This window comes from Azospirillum sp. Sh1 (assembly GCF_008365135.1).
Classification (GTDB): domain Bacteria; phylum Pseudomonadota; class Alphaproteobacteria; order Azospirillales; family Azospirillaceae; genus Azospirillum; species Azospirillum oryzae.
This window is the reverse complement of record NZ_VTTK01000017.1, coordinates 21,743-39,150: the sequence shown is the minus strand read 5'-3', so window position 1 is coordinate 39,150 and position 17,408 is coordinate 21,743. Positions and strand designations below refer to the sequence as shown.

Sequence of the window (17,408 nt, the reverse complement as noted above, 5' to 3'; positions counted from 1 at the left end):
GCTCCTTTGCATGAAGTCTGCAAGCGTCCTGCCCCCTCTCCCACCGAAGGTGGGGGAGGGATGGGGAGGGGGCATCCCTCGGAGACACCAGATGAACATCTCGAAATTCTTCATCGACCGGCCGATCTTTGCCGGCGTGCTGTCGGTGGCACTGTTCCTGGCGGGGGCCATCGCGCTGTTCCGCCTGCCGATTTCCGAATATCCGGAGGTGGTGCCGCCGTCCGTCGTGGTGCGCGCGCAGTTCCCCGGCGCCAACCCCAAGGTCATCGCCGAGACCGTCGCCTCCCCGCTGGAGGAGCAGATCAACGGCGTCGAAGGCATGCTCTACATGCAGTCGCAGGCGAACAGCGACGGCAACATGGCGCTGACCGTGACCTTCAGGCTGGGTACCGACCCGGACAAGGCGCAGCAGCTGGTGCAGAACCGCGTGGCCCAGGCGATGCCGCGGCTGCCGGCCGACGTGCAGCGGCTGGGCGTCACCACGGTGAAAAGCTCGCCGACGCTGACCATGGTCGTGCATCTGCTGTCGCCCAACGACCGCTATGACATGACGTACCTGCGCAACTACGCGGTGCTGAACGTCAAGGACCGGCTGACCCGCATCCAGGGCGTCGGCGAGGTGCAGGTGTGGGGCGCCGGCGACTATGCCATGCGGGTGTGGCTCGACCCCGGCAAGGTGGCGCAGCGCGGGCTGACCGCCACCGACGTGGTCAACGCCATCCGCGAGCAGAATGTCCAGGTGGCGGCCGGCGTGATCGGCGCCTCGCCCTCGCTGCCCGACGTGCCGATGCAGCTGTCGATCAACGCGCGCGGCCGGCTGAAGACCGCCGACGAGTTCGGCGACATCGTGCTGAAGACCGGCGGGGACGGCGGCGTCACCCGGCTGCGCGACGTGGCGCGGGTGGAGCTGGCGGCGGCGCAGTATGGCCTGCGCTCCCTGCTCGACAACAAGCCGGCGGTGGCGATGGCCATCACCCAGACGCCGGACGCCAACGCGCTCGCCATCTCCGACGAGGTGCGCAAGGTGATGGCGGAGCTGAAGGGCGACATGCCGGAGGGGGTGGATTACTCCATCGTCTACGACCCGACGCAGTTCGTCCGCTCCTCCATCGAGGCGGTGGTCCATACGCTGCTGGAGGCGGTGGCGCTGGTCGTGTTGGTGGTGATCGTCTTCCTGCAGACCTGGCGGGCGTCGATCATTCCGCTGCTGGCGGTGCCGATCTCCATCGTCGGCACCTTCTCGCTGCTACTGGCCTTCGGCTTCTCGATCAACGCGCTGTCGCTGTTCGGCATGGTGCTGGCCATCGGCATCGTCGTCGACGACGCCATCGTCGTGGTCGAGAATGTGGAGCGCAACATCGCGTCCGGCCTGTCCGCCCGCGACGCCACCATCCGCGCCATGCAGGAGGTCAGCGGGCCGATCATCGCGATTGCGCTGACGCTGGTCGCCGTCTTCGTGCCGCTGGCGGCGATGACCGGCCTCAGCGGCGAGTTCTACAAGCAGTTCGCGATGACCATCGCGATCTCCACCGTGATCTCCGCCTTCAACTCGCTGACGCTGTCGCCAGCGCTGTCGGCGGTGCTGCTGCGCGGCCACGACCAGCCGCAGGACTGGCTGACCCGCGCGATGAACCGGGTGTTCGGCGGCTTCTTCCGGCTGTTCAACCGGGTGTTCCACAAGGCGTCGGACGGTTATGGCCGCGGCGTCGGCGGGGTGGTGCGGCGCAAGGGCGTCATGCTGGCGGTCTATGCGCTGCTGATCGGCGCCACGGTGCTGCTGGGCCGCACGGTGCCGTCGGGCTTTGTGCCGATGCAGGACAAGGAGTATCTGATCAGCTTCGCGCAGCTTCCCAACGGCGCGTCGCTCGACCGGACGGAGGCGGTGATCCGCGAGATGACCGACATCGCGCTGAAACGCCCCGGCGTGCAGAGCGCCGTGGCCTTTCCGGGGCTGTCGGTCAACGGCTTCACCAACAGCTCCAGCGCCGGCATCGTCTTCGTAACGCTGAAGCCCTTCGCCGAACGCAAGGACCCGTCGCTGTCGGCCGGCGCCATCGCCATGGACTTGCAAAAGCGCTATGCCGGTTTGAAGGAAGCCTTCGTCGCCATCTTCCCGCCGCCGCCGGTGATGGGGCTGGGGCAGCTGGGCGGCTTCAAGATGCAGCTGGAGGATCGTGGGAACCTGGGGTACGAGGCGCTGAGCAATGCGGTGAATGCCTTCGTCAAGCGCGCCGCGCAGACGCCGGAGCTGGGGCCGACCTTCTCCGCCTATCAGATCAACGTGCCGCAGCTGGACGTCGATCTTGACCGGGTGAAGGCCAAGCAATTGGGCGTCAACGTCGCCGACGTGTTCGACACCATGCAGATCTATCTGGGCTCGCTCTACGTCAACGACTTCAACGCCTTCGGCCGCGTCTATCAGGTGCGGGTGCAGGCCGACGCGCCGTTCCGCGACACCGCCGACGACATCGGGTTGCTGAAGACCCGCAACGCCGCCGGCACGATGGTGCCGCTGTCCTCGCTGGTCACGGTGCAGCCGGGCTACGGGCCGGAGATGGTGGTGCGCTACAACGGCTTCACCGCCGCCGACGTCAATGGCGGACCGGCGCCGGGCTATTCGTCGGGACAGGCGGAAGCGGCGGCGGAGCGGATCGCGGCGGAGGTGCTGCCGCGCGGCGTCAAGCTGGAATGGACCGACCTGACCTATCAGAAGATCCTGGTCGGCAATGCGGGCCTCTGGGTCTTCCCGATCAGCGTGCTTCTGGTCTTCCTGGTGCTGGCGGCGCAGTACGAGAGCCTGACGCTGCCGCTGGCCATCCTGCTGATCGTGCCGATGAGCGTGCTGTCGGCGCTGTTCGGGGTGTGGCTGACGGGGGGCGACAACAACATCTTCACGCAGATCGGCTTCATGGTGCTGGTCGGGCTGTCGGCGAAGAACGCCATCCTGATCGTCGAGTTCGCCCGCGAACTGGAGCATGAGGGGCGCAGCGTGGTGCAGGCGGCAATCGAGGCGAGCCGGCTGCGGCTGCGGCCGATCCTGATGACCTCCATCGCCTTCATCATGGGCGTGGTGCCGCTGGTCACCTCCACCGGCGCCGGTGCCGAGATGCGGCACGCCATGGGTGTCGCGGTGTTCGCCGGCATGATCGGCGTGACGCTGTTCGGTCTGGTGCTGACCCCGGTGTTCTACGTGCTGCTGCGCAAGCTGGCCGGAGCGGAGCGTCGGGTGGAAGCGCCGGCGCATGGCGGAGTGCAGCCGGCGGAGTGATTGCTGATGCTCCCTCTCCCGCCCCGGGAGAGGGAAGGGGCCCATGGCATCGCCATGGGAAGGGTGAGGGGTGATCCAAAGATCAAGATCCATGTTCGGATAGCCCCTCACCCTCCCCGCCTTCGGCGGGTCCCCTCCCTCTCCCGGGGCGGGAGAGGGTATTTATCGGCTTCCCTCATTCATCCGGCAGCATGTTCTTCGGCAGGTTTTCGCGGAAGATCACTTCCGCCCTTGGTGTTTCCACCCCCTGCATCGCCGGCCGGCCGGCGCGCAGGTTGGTGAAAATGCCGACGCAGGCCGACAGGGTGTTGCGCGGATCCTGGGTGATCACCGCGTCCAGCGCCCCGTCGATCAGCAGGCCGCGCGTCTCGGTGGTCAGGCCGTGGCCGATGAAGACCATCTCGCGTTCCCGCCGCGTCTCCTTCAGCGCGCGGGCCACCCCCTCCGCCCCGCCGCCGATGTTGTAGACCCCGGCAAGGTCGGGATGCAGGCCCAGCAGCATGCGGGTCTGGCGGTAGCTTTTCCCCTCGTCGTCATGGCCCTCGCGCAGGCCGACCACCTCGATGTCGGGGGCGATCTCCTTCAGGACATGGAGGAAGCCCATCTCGCGGTCCTCGTGGGCGCGGTAGCTGAGGCTGCCGGCGATCATCGCCACCTTGGCCGGGCGGTGCCGGAGGAAACGCGCGATCAGATAACCGGCGGTGCGGCCGGCCGCGCGGTTGTCCAGCCCGACATAGCCGGCGCGCCGACAGTTCAGAATGTCGGAGATCAGCGTCACGCTCGGCACGTTGCGGTCGGCCAGCGCGTCCACCGCCTCGCGCACCGCCGGATGCTCCAGCGCCATGAAGGCGACGCCGTCGGCGCGGCGGCCATGCTGGAACAGGCTGCGCGCCAGCAGTTCCGGATTGAAGCTCTTGATGAATTCCACCTGCGCCTTGACGCCGTGCGGGGCGAGCATGGACTCCGCGCGGCGGATCATCTCCCCCAAGCCGGTCAGGAAGCGGTTGTTGCCGGCGGGCAGCAGGAAGGACAGCCGCATCGGCTTCTGCCCGGCCGCAGCATAGAGATCGCTGTCCGGCAGATAGTCGAGTTCGGCCGCCGCCTTCAACACCCGCTGCACGGTGGCGGCGCGCACCCCCGGCCGGTGGTTCAGCACGCGGTCGACCGTGGCGGTGGACACCCCCGCGGCCTGGGCAATGTCGGCCACCCGCGGCAGGCCGCGGGGTCCGGCGGCAATTTCCGGATCGTCCTTCAGTGAAACCATCAAAAACCATCAATTTCGGCGTTTGACACTTGTCGGTGCTGGACATACCGTCCATCCAACAATCATCAATTGACATCAGATCACATCAGAAACGCAAGGCCGGAAACAGCAACGTCGGCCGGTAATCCATGGGAGGTTTGAAATGACCAGTCTGACCCGCCGCACGATGCTGAAGGCCATCGCCACCGCGCCCGCAATCGGCGCGGCCGGTACCGTCATCGGCATGCCGCACATCGCCCGTGCCGCCGAGTATGAGCTGAAATACGGCAACAACCTGCCGCTGACCCACCCGCTGAACATCCGCGCCCAGCAGGCGGCGGAGCGCATCGCCAAGGAGTCCAACGGCAAGGTCGAAATCAAGATCTTCCCGAACAACCAGCTTGGCGGCGACACCGACATGCTGTCCCAGGTGCGCAGCGGCGGCCTGACCTTCTTCACGCCCTCGGCGCTGGTGATCGCCACGCTGGTTCCGGTCGCCGCCATCAACGCGGTCGGCTTCGCCTTTTCCGACTACGATCAGGTGTGGAAGGCGATGGACGGCAAGCTGGGCGCCCATGTCCGCGAGGCGATCTCCAAGGTCGGGCTCTATGCGTTCGACAAGATGTGGGACAACGGCTTCCGCCAGATGACCAGCGGCGACAAGGCCATCGGCTCGGCCGCCGACATGAACGGGCTGAAGATCCGCGTGCCGGTCAGCCCGCTCAGCATCGCCATGTTCAAGGGGTTGGGCGCCTCCCCCACCAGCCTGCAGTTCAGCGAGGTCTATTCGTCGCTGCAGACCCGGATCGTCGATGCGCAGGAGAACCCGCTGCCGATCATCCAGGTCGCCAAGCTGTACGAGGTGCAGAAATACTGCTCGCTGTCGAACCACATCTGGGACGGCTTCTGGTTCATCGCCAACGGCCGCGCCTGGAAGGGCCTGCCGGCGGAGATGCAGACCATCGTCGCCAACGCCATCAACGACGCCGGCATGGCGCAGCGCGGCGACATCAAGGCGCTGAACGCATCGGTTCGCACCGATCTGGAGGCGAAGGGGCTGGCCTTCAACCAGCCCTCGCCCGACAGCTTCCGCGCCAAGCTGCGCGACAGCGGCTTCTACGGTGAATGGAAGGGCCGTTTCGGCGACGAGGCCTGGGGCCTGCTGGAAGAGGCGGTCGGCAAGCTCGCCTGAGCGCCGGCCCACTCAAAAGCTGTGAGTTTTTAGAGGCTGTTATCGGCCGTCATCCCCGCTTTTGCGCATAGGCGCCAACTTACAGGTTTCTGCCCATTCCCCAATGGGCCGGCACCTCTCTCAGCGTCATCCCCGCGAAGGCGGGGATCCAGGCTTACTCATTGGTTTTACTTGGGAAACACTGGATCTCCGCCTTCGCGGGGATGACGGTCGATAAGGGACGGGCTTGGCTTCGGCAGCAATCAAATCCGTAAGTTAGCCTTTGCGCCTTCGCGGGAATGACGCCCGAAAGAGGCAAAACTCACAAACGCTCAGGTATTCTTCCATGAAGGAACATCCCGCCATGTCCCACCTGTCCGAACCGGTTCACGGCTTTGCGGAGGCTCCCGGCAGTCTCGGCACCGGCGGCGGCGCTTCGCTGCTGCGCCGGATCGACCGCGGCCTGTCCGTCGGGGTCGAGACCGTGGCGGGCCTTCTGGTTCTGGTCGAGATCGTCGTCCTGCTGGCCGGCGTCACCGCCCGCTACCTGTTCCACACGCCGCTGGTGTGGTCGGACGAGCTGGCCTCGATCCTGTTCCTGTGGCTGTCGATGCTGGGTGCCGTGGTGGCGCTGCGCCGGGGCGAGCATATGCGGATGACCGGGCTGGTCAGCCGCGTCGGCCCGCAGGCACGCAGCCTGCTGGAATGCATCGCCATCACCGCCCCCATCGCCTTCCTGGCGCTGGTGCTCTACCACGCCGTCGATTACGCGATGGAGGAGCAGTTCATCACCACCCCGGCGATGGAGGTCTCCAACGCATGGCGGGCGGCGGCGCTGCCGGTCGGGCTGGGGCTGATGCTGGTGGCGGCGCTGTTCCGGCTGCTGCGCGTCGCCCGGCCGCTGACCGTGCTGGCGGCGGCGCTGGTGACCGGCGCCATCGTCGCCGGCTTCTGGGTCGCCGGACCGGTGCTGAAGCCGCTGGGGCAGTTGAACCTCGTCATCTTCTTCGTCGGGCTGGTCGCGGCCAACGTCTTCGCCGGCGTGCCCATCGCCTTCTCCTTCGCGCTCGCCACCTTCGCCTATCTGGCGCTGACCACCTCCACCCCGCTGCTGGTGATGGTCGGCCGGCTGGACGAGGGGATGAGCCACCTGATCCTGCTGGCGGTGCCGCTGTTCGTCTTCCTCGGCCTCTTGATCGAGATGACCGGCATGGCCCGCGCCATGATCCAGTTCCTCGCCAGCCTGCTCGGCCATGTGCGCGGCGGCCTGTCCTATGTGCTGATCGGGGCGATGTATCTGGTGTCGGGGATCTCGGGCTCGAAGATCGCCGACATGGCGGCCATCGCCCCGGTTCTGTTCCCGGAGATGAAGAAGCGCGGCGCCCCTCCGGGCGATCTGGTGGCGCTGTTGTCGGCGACCGGTGCGCAGACCGAGACCATCCCGCCCAGCATCGTGCTGATCACCATCGGGTCCGTCACCGGCGTGTCGATCGCGGCACTGTTCACCGGCGGCATGCTGCCGGGCGTGGTTCTGGGCGCCTGCCTGTGCTTCGTCGTCTGGCGGCGCTACCGCCGTGAGGATCTGAGCCATGTCGAGCGCACCCCCGGCCGCGAGATCGCCCGGCTCGCCATGGTGGCGCTGCCAGCCATCCTGCTGCCCTTCGTCATCCGCGCCGCGGTGGTCGAGGGCATCGCGACGGCGACCGAAGTGTCGACCATCGGCATCGCCTATTCCACCGTGGTCGGGCTGCTGATCTACCGCCAGTTCGACTGGCGCCGGCTGAAGCCGATGCTGATCGAAACGGCGTCGCTGACCGGGGCCATCATCTTCATCGTCGGCTGCGCCACCTCGATGGCCTGGGGCCTGACCCAGTCCGGCTTCTCGTCCGATCTGGCGCGCTTCATGGCCGGCATCCCCGGCGGCGCCTATGGCTTCCTCGCCATCTCCATCGTCGCCTTCATCATCCTGGGCAGCGTTCTGGAGGGCATCCCGGCCATCGTGCTGTTCGGCCCGCTGCTGTTCCCCATCGCCCGCGCCGTCGGCGTGCACGAGGTGCATTACGCGATGGTCGTCATCTTCGCCATGGGCATCGGCCTGTTCGCCCCGCCCTTCGGCGTCGGTTACTACGGCGCCTGCGCCATCAGCAAGGTCAATCCCGACGACGGCCTGAAGCACATCTGGGGCTATGTCGGCGCCCTGCTGGTCGGGCTGGTGATCGTCGCCGCCATTCCCTGGATTTCGACCGGGTTCCTGGCTCGTTAAAGCCAACCATTTTCCCTCTTATCCGGAGTTCCTTCAATGAGCCGATTCTTCGGCCAGATCCGTCAGGCTGGCTACGTCGTGCGCGACATCGAGGCCGCCATGGACTATTGGAGCCGCACGCTCGGCATCGGTCCCTGGTTCTACAACGAGCGGGTTCCGATCCGGAACTACAGCTACCGCGGCGAATCCTACGAGGTTCACAATTCGGTGGCGCTGGCCAACTCCGGCCCGCTGCAGATGGAGCTGATCCAGACCCGCAACGACGCGCCGTCGATGTACCGCGACTTTCTGCAGGCGGGGAACACCGGGCTGCAGCATGTCGCCTACTGGACCGAGGATTACGACGCCGACCTCGAACGGCTGCTGGGCCAGGGCTTCAAGCCGGTGATGAGCGGCGAGGTCGGCGAGAAGGGGCGCTTCATCTATTTCGACACGGAATACCATCCGGGCACGGTGATCGAGCTGTCGGAGGTCGCCGGGCCGAAGGGCAAGATGTTCGATTTGATCCGAGAGGCGTCGATGGGGTGGGACGGATCCGATCCGGTGCGGCCGTTTCCGGATTTGAGCAAGCTGTAAGGGGCGATTTGTGGGGGCGTTTTGCCCCCTCCCTAACCCTCCCCCGCTTCGCGGGAGAGGGAACTCCGCTGCGCTCCCGCAAAGCTCCTACCCCCTCTCCCTCGAAGAGGGGGAGGGATGGGGAGGGGGCAACCCGCGCCAGCACTTCACGCCATCACAAGGCCATCCCATGCACCCCGACCGCATCGAAGCCACATACCTGATCGAAACCCCCCTCGCCCCGGCCAAGGTGGCGGAGGTGATGGCGGGGGAGCAGTCCTGCGGCACCTTCACCCGTGTCCATGGCGAGACCGACGACCTGCGCGCCCGCGCCCGCGCCATCGTCGAATCCGTCGAGAAGCTGGACGTCGCCGAGACCCCTGCCCTGCCCAACACCTGGCTGGAACGGCAGCGCAACCCCGGCCCGTGGCAGCGGGCGCGCGTCACCATTTCCTTCCCCACCGCCAACATCGGCGCCAACCTGCCGACGCTGGCGGCGACGGTCGCCGGCAACCTGTATGACCTGGGCGAGGTGACGGGGCTGCGGCTGGAGTCCTTGCGCATCCCGCAGGCCTACCGCGCGCAGTTCGACCTGCCGCGCCACGGCGTCGCCGGCACCCGGCGGCTGACCGGGGTGGCGGACGGGCCGCTGGTCGGCTCGATCATCAAGCCGAATGTCGGGCTATCGGCCGAGGAGACCGGCGAGCTGGTCGGCACGCTGTGCGCCGCCGGGCTGGACTTCATCAAGGACGACGAGATCTGCGCCGATCCTGCCCATGCGCCGCTGGCCCGGCGCATCCCGGCGGTGATGGACCGGGTGCGCCGGCACCAGGACCGCACCGGCAAGCATGTGATGGTGGCCTTCAACATCACCGACGAGACCGACGCCATGCGCCGCCACGCCGATCTGGTGGAGCGCGAGGGTGGGTCCTGCATCATGGTCAGCCTGAACTGGTGCGGCTATTCGGCGGTTCAGACGCTGCGCCGGCACAGCGGGCTGGTGCTGCACGGCCACCGCAACGGCTTCGGCGCCCTGTCGCGCCATCCGCTGCTGGGCATCGGCTTCGACGCCTATCAGGCGCTGTGGCGGCTGGCCGGGGTGGATCACATGCATGTCCACGGCCTGAACGGCAAGTTCGCCCAGCCCGACGAGGAGGTCATCGACGGGGCACGGGCCTGTCTGGCGCCGCTAGGATGCGACCTTCCCCCTCTCCCCCCCGCTCTCGCGCAAACTTCGTTTGCGCTGACGCGACAGGCGGACCAAAGGTCCGCCGAAAGCGGGGAGAGGGTCGGGGTGAGGGGGATGCATGGCGTGGGATCGGGGGAACCGGAAACGTCCACGCCTGCCGACACCTCCACGCAACGCGACCCCCTCACCCTAACCCTCTCCCCGGGGGGGAGAGGGAACGTCAGCGACGCCGTGATGCCGGCCTTCTCCTCCGGGCAATGGGCCGGCACGGTGCCGGTCACCTGGGAAGCGGTGGGGACGGCGGACCTGCTGTTCATGTCCGGCGGCGGCATCATGGCCCATCCCGACGGGCCGGCGGCCGGCGTGCTGAGCATCCGGCAGGCCTGGGACGCCGTGCGGGCCGGGCGCACGCTCGACGAGGCGGCTTTGGAGCAGCCGGAGCTGCGGCGGTCGCTGGACTTCTTCGGCAAGAAGGGCTGAAAGCGATGGCGGCGGGACCGAGGCTCGGCTGGTACGGCGACGACTTCACCGGGGCGACCGACACGCTGGCCGCCCTGGCGAAGGCCGGGCAGCGGGCGCTGCTGTTCCTCGACGTGCCGGATGCCGCCCGGTTGGGAGAAGCCGGGCCGTTCGACGCCGTCGGCATCGCGGGCGCCGCGCGCAGCATGGCGCCGGACGCGATGCGGGCGGAGCTGGAGCCGGTCGGGCGCTTCTTCGCCGGGCTGGGCGTGCCGGTGATGCATTACAAATGCTGTTCCACCTTCGACAGCGCGCCCGGTGTCGGCAGCATCGGCGAGGCGGTGCGGAGTCTGGCCCCGCATTTCCCCAACCGCTTCCGGCCGGTGGTGGGCGGGCAGCCGAACATCGGACGCTATTGCCTGTTCAGCACCCTGTTCGCGGCGGCTGGGACCGGCGGGACGGTCCATCGCATCGACCGTCACCCGACGATGAGCGTCCATCCCGTCACCCCGATGGCGGAGGCCGACCTGCGCCGGCATCTCGCGGCGCAGGGGCTGGAGGAGATGGCGGCGCTGAATTTCCCGGATTACGGGTTGGACGGCGACGCGCTGAACGGGCTGTTGGAACGGCGGCTGGCGGAAGGAGCGCCGGCGGTGCTGCTGGACGTGTCGCGCGGTGAGGATCTGGCGGCCGTCGGGCGGCTGATCTGGGAGCGGGCCGAGCGCGAGGCGTTATTGGCGGTCGGGCCGAGCAGCGTGGCGCAGGCGCTGGTGGCGCATTGGAACGCCGGCTCGGGTGCTCGGACGGAAGAAGCGCCGTTGGCGGCGGCGGACTCGCCGGTGTTCCTGATGGCGGGCAGCCTGTCTCCGGTGACGCGGCGGCAGATCGAGGCGGCGGGGTCCTACACGCGCATCCGGGCCGATGCGGCGGCGCTGTGTGCGGATGCCGGCTATGCGGAGGCGTTGTCGGGGGAGGTGGCGGCTTCGCTGCGCGCCGGGCGCCACACGCTGGTCTGGACCGCGCCGGCGGAAGCCGGGACGGCGGACACCGCCCAGGCCGGGCGGGTGGCGGCGGCGACGGCGGAGTTCGTCGCGGCGGTGCTGCGGAGCGTGCCGTTGCGCCGGGTCGGGATCGCGGGCGGGGATACGTCCAGCCTCGCGGTGCGGGCGCTGGGGTGCTGGGGGTTGTCCTATCGCTGCACGCTGGCGCCGGGGGTCACCGTCAGCCGCACCCATGCCGACGACCCTTCGGTCGATGGGCTGGAGCTGATGCTGAAGGGCGGACAGATGGGCGGCGAGGATTTGTTCGAGCGGTTGCTGGGGTAGGCCCTCTCCCGCCCCATTCTCCCCCTCTCCCCGGGGGGGGAGAGGGGATCGGTCCGGGATTGCGTGCCGCTCAGACCGCGGCAGTCACCACCACTTCGATCTTGATCTCCGGCTTGCCGAGATCGGCGACGCCGATGGTCGCGCGGGACGGCAGGTCGTTGCCGTCCAGCCAGGACAGCCATGCGTCGTTCATCTCGTTCTTCAGGCTCATGTCGGTGATGAACAGCTGGGCGGACAGCAGCTTGGTCTTGTCGCTGCCGGCCATCGCCAGCACCTGGTCGAGCTTGCCGCAGATCTGCGTGACCTGGCCGCCCATGCCGACGCTGACGTCGTCGGCGATGATGCCGCCGAGATAGGCCGTGCCGTTGTTGACGACGACGCGGTGCATGATCTTGGTCTTCTCGATGCGCTTGATCACGGGGAACTGCTCCTTGGTTTTTTGAAAGAACTCACGGGGTGATGGAGAAATCGACGTAGCGGGCGGCGATGCGCGCCAGCGTGCCGTCCTGCACGACGGCGCGGATCGCCTCGTCGAAGGACTGCTTCAGCGCGGTGTCCTCCTTGCGCAGGCCGACGCCGATGCCGGGGCCGAACACCTCGGCGTCGATCACCGGCTGGCCGACCAGCTTGACCGACTTGCCGCCGTCGCCCTTGACCCAGTCGGACGCGGTGGCGCCGGTGGTGATGGCGGCGTCGAGCCGCCCGGCCTTCAGGTCGGCCAGCAGGTTGGAGGCGGTATCATAGGTCTTCAGCGTCGCGTCGCTGCCGAGATGCTTCTCGACATAGCGGGAATGGGTGGTGGAGACCTGGGCGCCGATGGTCTTGCCGCGCAGGCTGGCCGGCGAGCCGTCGATGGTCGACTTGGCCGGCGCCACGAAATAGGCCGGCACCACCATGTAGGGGGTGGAGAAGCCGATGGCCTTCGCCCGTTCCGGCGTGATGTTCATCGTCGCCATGATGGCGTCGTACTTCTTCGCCAACAGGCCCGGAATGATGCCGTCCCATTCCTGCGCCACGACGGTGCAGGGACGCTTCATCCGCTCGCACAGCGCATGCGCGAGGTCGACCTCCAGCCCCGCCACCTTGCCGTCGGGCTGGGTGAAGTTGAAGGGCGGGTAGGCACCCTCGGTGGCGATGCGGATCTCCTGCGCCGCGGCGATGCCGCCGGACGCAAGCAACAGAAGGGCGGCAACGCCCAAGGTGAGGCGCTTCATGGCGGGCTCCGGCAGGTGAGTTGGTTCAGCGCGCGGCGACGACGACGATCTCGACGAGGATCGACGGGTCGGCCAGACGGGCCTCCACCGTCGCGCGGGCCGGCGGGTTGGCCTTGTCGACCCAGGCGTCCCAGGTGGCGTTCATCTCGGGGAAGGTCGCGATGTCGGCGAGATAGACGGTGGCGGTCAGGATGCTGCTCTTCGACGTACCGGCCTCGGCCAGCAGGGCGTCGATCTGGCGCAGCACGTCGCGGGTCTGCGCCTCGACGGTGGTGGAGCCGTCGTCGACGATCTGGCCGGCGAGATAGACGGTGTCCTTGTGGATGACCATGTCGCAGAGCCGCGGGGTCGGGTGGAAGCGCTGGATCGTCACTGTGGGATTCTCCAAAGGTCAGGCGGCGAAGCGGCCGATGCGGAAGGGGGCGATGGGCAGGTCGGTGGACCCGGCTGTGATCAGGTCGGCGGTGATCCGCCCGACAATGGGGCCGAGCTGGAAGCCGTGCGCCGAGAAGCCGAAGGAATGGTAGAGGCCCGGCTCGGTGCCGCTGGGGCCGATCACCGGGATCTGGTCCGACATCCGCGCCTCGATCCCCGCCCAGGAGCGGACGATGGTGGCGCCGCGCATGCACGGGAACAGGTCCCACACCGTGCGGGCGTTCACCGACACCTGGGAGAAGTCCAGCTCCGTCCGGTTCTCGTCGCGCACCGCCCGGCCCAGCAGGCCGCCGCCGATCAGCACGGTGCCGTTGGGGAACTGCTTGAAGGACAGGGTGCGGCCGGTCGCGCCGACCACTGGCTTGATGAAGGGGGCGACGCGGGCGGTGATCATCAGCATGGGTGCGATGACCTCCAAGGGCACCGGCTCCCCCACCTGCGCGGCGATGCGGTCGGCCCAGGCACCGGCGGCATTCACCACCACCGGGGCCTCAAACTTGGCGCCGTCCGCCGTTTCGACGGTCCATAGGCCGTTCTTGCGGGCCAGCCGGGTCACGGCGCCGCCCTCCTGGAAGCGGGCGCCGAGCGCGATGGCCTTGCGACGGAAGGCGAAGGTGGTGCGGAAGGGGATCGCCGCACCGTCGCCGCGCGACACCAGGGCGCCGACGCAATGGCCGGCGATGGACGGCACCAGCGAGCGCAGCTCCTCCTGTCCGATCTCCTCCTCGTGGGTGAAGCCCAGCGCGTTCAGTTCGGCGACGCGGGCGCGCACCGTCTCAAGCTCGGCCTCGGTCTCCGCCACCTTGATCTGGCCGTGGCTTTCGAAGCCGCAATCGTCGTCCACCAGATCGCGGATGCCGTGCCACAGCGCCATCGAGGCGACGGACAGCGGCACTTCGGCGACATGGCGGCCGAGCTGGCGCACGCCGCCCGCATTGACGCCGGAGGCGTGGCGGGCGACATGGTCCTTCTCCAGAACCAGAACGCGGACGCCGCGCATCGACAGGTGCAGCGCGGCGGAGCAGCCGTGCAGGCCGCCGCCGATGACGATGACGTCCGGAGAGAGTGCGGTCATCGGGCGGCTCCGCGTCAGTGCTTGAAGACGGCGTCGATGTCGGCGTCGGTCTTCGGCAATGCTGCCAGTTCGGCCAGCGTGATCGGCTTCACCGGCGGGCGCAGCCGGTAATAGCCGACCTCCGCCGGGGAGACGCCGCGTTCGGCCGCGATGACCTCCGTCACCGTCGGACCGCAGAGCCGGCCCTGGCACGGTCCCATGCCGCAGCGCAGGAAGCTCTTGGCCTGATTGGGGCCGGAACAGCCGAGCCGCACCGCCTCGCGCACCGCGCCGGCGGTGGTCTCCTCGCAACGGCAGACGATGGTGTCGTCGGCCGGCACGCGGAAGGCCTCCGCCGGGGTGTAGAGCGTGTCGAGGAAGGCGCGGCCGGTCAGCGCGCGGTCCAGTGCGGCGCGGAAGGGCGCGGCGGACTGGTCGCGCTGCTCCCGGCCGATGCGGCCCAGCCGGTACAGGGCGTCGAGCGCCGTCAGCCGTCCGGCCTCCTCGGCCGCGCGGGCGCCGCCGATGCCGGCGCCGTCGCCGGCCAGCGACACGCCCTCGACCGAAGTGGCGCCCCACGCGTCGGTGGTCGGGCGCCAGCAGCGCTGCTGCTCGTCCCAGCGCTGGGCGCAGCCGGTGGCATTGGCGAGGTTCAGGTTGGGGATGACGCCCTGGTGCAGCAGGAGCGTGTCGGCGGGCAGCCGGTGTTCGGTGCCGTTGCGGGTGTAGACGACGCTCTTCAGGACACCGTCACCGCCGATGCCGCTTTCGGCGCGCAGGGCCGTGACGTTGCCGATGACGGTCAGCTTGCGCCGCACCTCCAGCATCAGCTTCATGCCCTTGCCGAGATAGGGCGAACGCAGGAAGCCGGGCAGCAGCGGCAGGGCGGCGCGCCAGTTTTCCTTCGGCGTCGTGTCGAGGATGGCGTCGATGCGGGCGCCGGCCTGCAGATACTGCCAGGCCAGCAGCCAGAGCAGCGGGCCGCTGCCCGCCATCACCGTGGCGCCCGACGGCACAAGGCCGGAGGTCTTCAGCAGAACCTGTGCCGCACCGGCGCCCAGCACGCCGGGCAGGGTCCAGCCGGGGATCGGGAAGGGCCGTTCGAGCGCGCCGGTCGCCAGGATGACGTGGCGGACGGTCAGCATCGCCGCCGCGCCGTTGCGCGACAGGCCGATCTGGATGGAACGGGACCCGTCGGCAGCGTCCTCGCGCGGGCGGGCGACGCTCCACACCGTGGTTCCCGGCCAGTGGGCGGCACCGCTGTCGCGCAGCGGCCCCAGCAGCTCGGCGCCGTGCCAATAGTCGGGACCAAGCACCTTGCGGTCGCGCACCGGAGTTTCGGTGACGGCGCGGTAGATCTGGCCGCCCGGCTCCGCCTGCTCGTCGAGCAGGACGACCGACGCGCCCTTGGAGGCGGCCAGTGCCGCAGCGGCGAGGCCGGCCGGACCGGAGCCGACGACGGCGATGTCGAAATCGAACCTGTTCCCCTGGGCGCTCATCGCTCCACCTCGCGCTTGCCGTTCTGGGTTTCCACCGCCATGCCGGGGGCGACCCGCACCTGACAGCCCTGGCGGTTGCCGGTGCCGTCGATGGTGACGAGGCAGTCGAAGCAGACGCCCATCATGCAGTAGGGACCGCGCGCCGCGCCGCTCACGGGTGTGGTGCGGCAGGCGGTGACGCCGTTCGCCAGCAGGGCGGCGGCGACGCTGTCGCCGGCCCGTGCGCTGGCCGGACGGCCGTCGATCGTGAAAGCGACCGTCTGGCCAGCGGACTGGGAAGCGGTCTCGATCTCAGGCAGCCTGCGGAACATGGAACCTCCGGGCGCTGAAGGGCTTGAAGCGGTCGCCGAGGCCGCCGGCCGCGATCAGCGGCGCCAGCGTCAGCGCATGGTTGGCGGCAAGGGTGACGCCGCTGTGGCAGGTGGCGACGAAGGCGCCGGGCGCCGTCTGCGACTCCTCGTAGATCGGGAAGCCGTCCGGGGTCAGCACGCGCAGCGCCGCCCAGCTGCGCACCACGTTCAGCTTGCCCAACAGCGGGAAGAAGCGGATGGCGCGCTCTGCGATCGCCGACGACACGCCGGGCTGCAGCGTGGTGTCGAAGCCGGCCTCCTCGAAGCTGTCGCCGATCATCACCCCGCCCTCGTCGGTCTGGCGGACATAGACGGTGGGATGGTGCAGGAAGGGCGCGGTCTTCTCGGTGACGATGACATGGCCGCGCTGGGGACGGACGGGGGCCGACAGCCCGACCATCGGCGCCAAGCGCGCGCTGTCGTGGCCGGCGGCCAGCACGATCTTGCCGGCGCGGACTTCGCCGCCGGCAGTCGTCATGCGGAAGCCGCCGTCGCGATGCCCGATGCTCTCCACCCGGTGGTTGGGCCGGTAATCGACGCCCAGCAGGCCGATGCCCTTGTGCAGGGTGCGCAGCAGCCGCAGCGAGTTGCAGTGACCGTCCAGCGGGCAATAGGTGCCGCCGACCACGTCGGGGCCGATGAAGGGCAACTCCTTGCGCAGGGTCTCGCGGTCCATCACCTCGTAGGGGTATGGGATCATGTCGGGCTGGTTGTGCAGCCGCATCATGGTGTTGGCGCGGGCCTGCAGATCCTCTTCCGATAGCATCGGCATGAAGCCGCCGGGGCGCCGGTAGGCGACGTCGAGACCGGTCTGCTCGCGCAGCAGGTCGGCGAAGCCGCCCCACTCGTCGGAGGACTGCTTGGTCCAGCCGGCATAGTCCGCCATGCCGAGACCCTTGCCCTGCACCCAGACCAGGGCGAAGTTGCCGCGCGACGGACGGACGGCGATGTCGCCCTCGTCCAGCATCGCAACCTTCTGGCCCGACCGGGCGAGGCCCCAGGCCAGCGCCGATCCGACCAGCCCGCCGCCGATCACGGCGACGTCGTATTCTCCGCCCCGACTGGGCTGCGTCATCGTCTCCACTCCCGCCGCCGGCGCCGCACCATTTTCCGTGCGCACCGGCCGCCGCCGTTATCGTGTGGCGCGCATCGCAGGTCTCGACACCCGTATACGGTGCCTATTACTTGTCGATGCCGTGCATATCCTTGTGGGCACGCCGGATCTGCCGGCGTTACACATGGATGGATTGCGAACTGCAGGGTTTTCTTTGGCGGAGCGCCGCGGGATGCTGCCCGGCGGCGCACCGCCGCTCCTCGATCCTTGCGACAGCATCGGCAGCCAACCTATAACTGTCAAATCAGATCGAAGGGGTGTTTCATGAC

The 17,408-nt window shown here is 68.6% G+C and carries 14 protein-coding genes; 6 read left to right on the top strand and 8 right to left on the bottom strand.

Annotated elements, in window-relative coordinates:
* Positions 1–91: 91 nt before the first annotated feature.
* Positions 92–3,268, top strand: coding sequence for a multidrug efflux RND transporter permease subunit (locus FZ029_RS17975; RefSeq protein WP_149270634.1), 3,177 nt, complete (start codon positions 92–94; stop codon positions 3,266–3,268).
* Positions 3,269–3,443: 175 nt separating this feature from the next.
* Here FZ029_RS17975 and FZ029_RS17970 read toward each other — a convergent pair whose 3' ends face one another.
* Positions 3,444–4,532: a LacI family DNA-binding transcriptional regulator gene (locus FZ029_RS17970; protein ID WP_149270632.1), complete on the bottom strand. Its 1,089-nt coding sequence runs from the start codon at positions 4,530–4,532 to the stop codon at positions 3,444–3,446.
* A gap of 142 nt (positions 4,533–4,674) precedes the next feature.
* On the opposite strand from FZ029_RS17970, the gene FZ029_RS17965 reads away from it, so the two are divergent.
* The 5 genes from FZ029_RS17965 (at position 4,675) to FZ029_RS17935 (ending at position 11,473) form a co-directional block, all read left to right on the top strand.
* A complete protein-coding gene (locus tag FZ029_RS17965; RefSeq protein ID WP_149270630.1) occupies positions 4,675–5,703 on the top strand; it encodes a TRAP transporter substrate-binding protein in 1,029 nt (342 codons plus the stop codon).
* A 325-nt stretch (positions 5,704–6,028) separates the two neighbouring features.
* Positions 6,029–7,945: a TRAP transporter large permease subunit gene (locus FZ029_RS17960; protein ID WP_247892365.1), complete on the top strand. Its 1,917-nt coding sequence runs from the start codon at positions 6,029–6,031 to the stop codon at positions 7,943–7,945.
* A 36-nt stretch (positions 7,946–7,981) separates the two neighbouring features.
* Positions 7,982–8,521: a VOC family protein gene (locus FZ029_RS17955; RefSeq protein ID WP_149270626.1), complete on the top strand. Its 540-nt coding sequence runs from the start codon at positions 7,982–7,984 to the stop codon at positions 8,519–8,521.
* 169 nt (positions 8,522–8,690) lie between these two features.
* On the top strand, positions 8,691–10,169 hold the full coding sequence (locus FZ029_RS17950) for a ribulose-bisphosphate carboxylase large subunit family protein (protein WP_247892364.1): 1,479 nt from the start codon (positions 8,691–8,693) through the stop codon (positions 10,167–10,169).
* Between the two features lie 5 nt (positions 10,170–10,174).
* Complete coding sequence (locus FZ029_RS17935) at positions 10,175–11,473, top strand: four-carbon acid sugar kinase family protein (protein WP_149270624.1); 1,299 nt, start codon at positions 10,175–10,177, stop codon at positions 11,471–11,473.
* A gap of 70 nt (positions 11,474–11,543) precedes the next feature.
* Here FZ029_RS17935 and FZ029_RS17930 read toward each other — a convergent pair whose 3' ends face one another.
* Genes FZ029_RS17930 through FZ029_RS17900 form a run of 7 tightly spaced genes read right to left on the bottom strand, consistent with a single transcriptional unit; the run spans position 11,544 to position 17,100 of the window.
* Positions 11,544–11,891, bottom strand: coding sequence for a RidA family protein (locus FZ029_RS17930; protein ID WP_149270622.1), 348 nt, complete (start codon positions 11,889–11,891; stop codon positions 11,544–11,546).
* A 31-nt stretch (positions 11,892–11,922) separates the two neighbouring features.
* Positions 11,923–12,687, bottom strand: a complete 765-nt coding sequence (locus FZ029_RS17925; protein WP_149270620.1) for a transporter substrate-binding domain-containing protein — start codon at positions 12,685–12,687, stop codon at positions 11,923–11,925.
* Positions 12,688–12,712: 25 nt separating this feature from the next.
* The gene (locus tag FZ029_RS17920; RefSeq protein ID WP_149270618.1) at positions 12,713–13,060 is read right to left on the bottom strand and encodes a RidA family protein; all 348 of its coding nucleotides are present in this window, start codon (positions 13,058–13,060) and stop codon (positions 12,713–12,715) included.
* A gap of 18 nt (positions 13,061–13,078) precedes the next feature.
* Complete coding sequence (locus tag FZ029_RS17915) at positions 13,079–14,197, bottom strand: FAD-binding oxidoreductase (protein WP_149270616.1); 1,119 nt, start codon at positions 14,195–14,197, stop codon at positions 13,079–13,081.
* A gap of 14 nt (positions 14,198–14,211) precedes the next feature.
* Entirely contained in the window at positions 14,212–15,675 is a 1,464-nt protein-coding gene (locus FZ029_RS17910; protein ID WP_149270614.1) for an NAD(P)/FAD-dependent oxidoreductase, read from the bottom strand.
* Positions 15,672–15,986 carry a (2Fe-2S)-binding protein gene (locus tag FZ029_RS17905; protein ID WP_149270612.1) on the bottom strand — a complete coding sequence of 105 codons (315 nt, stop codon included), beginning with the start codon at positions 15,984–15,986 and terminating at the stop codon, positions 15,672–15,674. Before FZ029_RS17905 ends, FZ029_RS17910 begins: the two co-directional genes overlap by 4 nt.
* Positions 15,967–17,100, bottom strand: a complete 1,134-nt coding sequence (locus FZ029_RS17900; protein WP_149270610.1) for an FAD-dependent oxidoreductase — start codon at positions 17,098–17,100, stop codon at positions 15,967–15,969. Before FZ029_RS17900 ends, FZ029_RS17905 begins: the two co-directional genes overlap by 20 nt.
* Between the last annotated feature and the right edge of the window lie 308 nt (positions 17,101–17,408).

Excerpts from the sequence above, each read along its gene's own strand:
- FZ029_RS17975 (WP_149270634.1), top strand. The coding sequence starts at position 92 with ATGAACATCTCGAAATTCTTCATCGACCGGCCGATCTTTGCCGGCGTG.
- FZ029_RS17970 (WP_149270632.1), bottom strand. The coding sequence starts at position 4,532 with ATGGTTTCACTGAAGGACGATCCGGAAATTGCCGCCGGACCCCGCGGC.
- FZ029_RS17965 (WP_149270630.1), top strand. The coding sequence starts at position 4,675 with ATGACCAGTCTGACCCGCCGCACGATGCTGAAGGCCATCGCCACCGCG.
- FZ029_RS17960 (WP_247892365.1), top strand. The coding sequence starts at position 6,029 with ATGAAGGAACATCCCGCCATGTCCCACCTGTCCGAACCGGTTCACGGC.
- FZ029_RS17955 (WP_149270626.1), top strand. The coding sequence starts at position 7,982 with ATGAGCCGATTCTTCGGCCAGATCCGTCAGGCTGGCTACGTCGTGCGC.
- FZ029_RS17950 (WP_247892364.1), top strand. The coding sequence starts at position 8,691 with ATGCACCCCGACCGCATCGAAGCCACATACCTGATCGAAACCCCCCTC.
- FZ029_RS17935 (WP_149270624.1), top strand. The coding sequence starts at position 10,175 with ATGGCGGCGGGACCGAGGCTCGGCTGGTACGGCGACGACTTCACCGGG.
- FZ029_RS17925 (WP_149270620.1), bottom strand. The coding sequence starts at position 12,687 with ATGAAGCGCCTCACCTTGGGCGTTGCCGCCCTTCTGTTGCTTGCGTCC.
- FZ029_RS17915 (WP_149270616.1), bottom strand. The coding sequence starts at position 14,197 with ATGACCGCACTCTCTCCGGACGTCATCGTCATCGGCGGCGGCCTGCAC.
- FZ029_RS17910 (WP_149270614.1), bottom strand. The coding sequence starts at position 15,675 with ATGAGCGCCCAGGGGAACAGGTTCGATTTCGACATCGCCGTCGTCGGC.
- FZ029_RS17905 (WP_149270612.1), bottom strand. The coding sequence starts at position 15,986 with ATGTTCCGCAGGCTGCCTGAGATCGAGACCGCTTCCCAGTCCGCTGGC.
- FZ029_RS17900 (WP_149270610.1), bottom strand. The coding sequence starts at position 17,100 with ATGACGCAGCCCAGTCGGGGCGGAGAATACGACGTCGCCGTGATCGGC.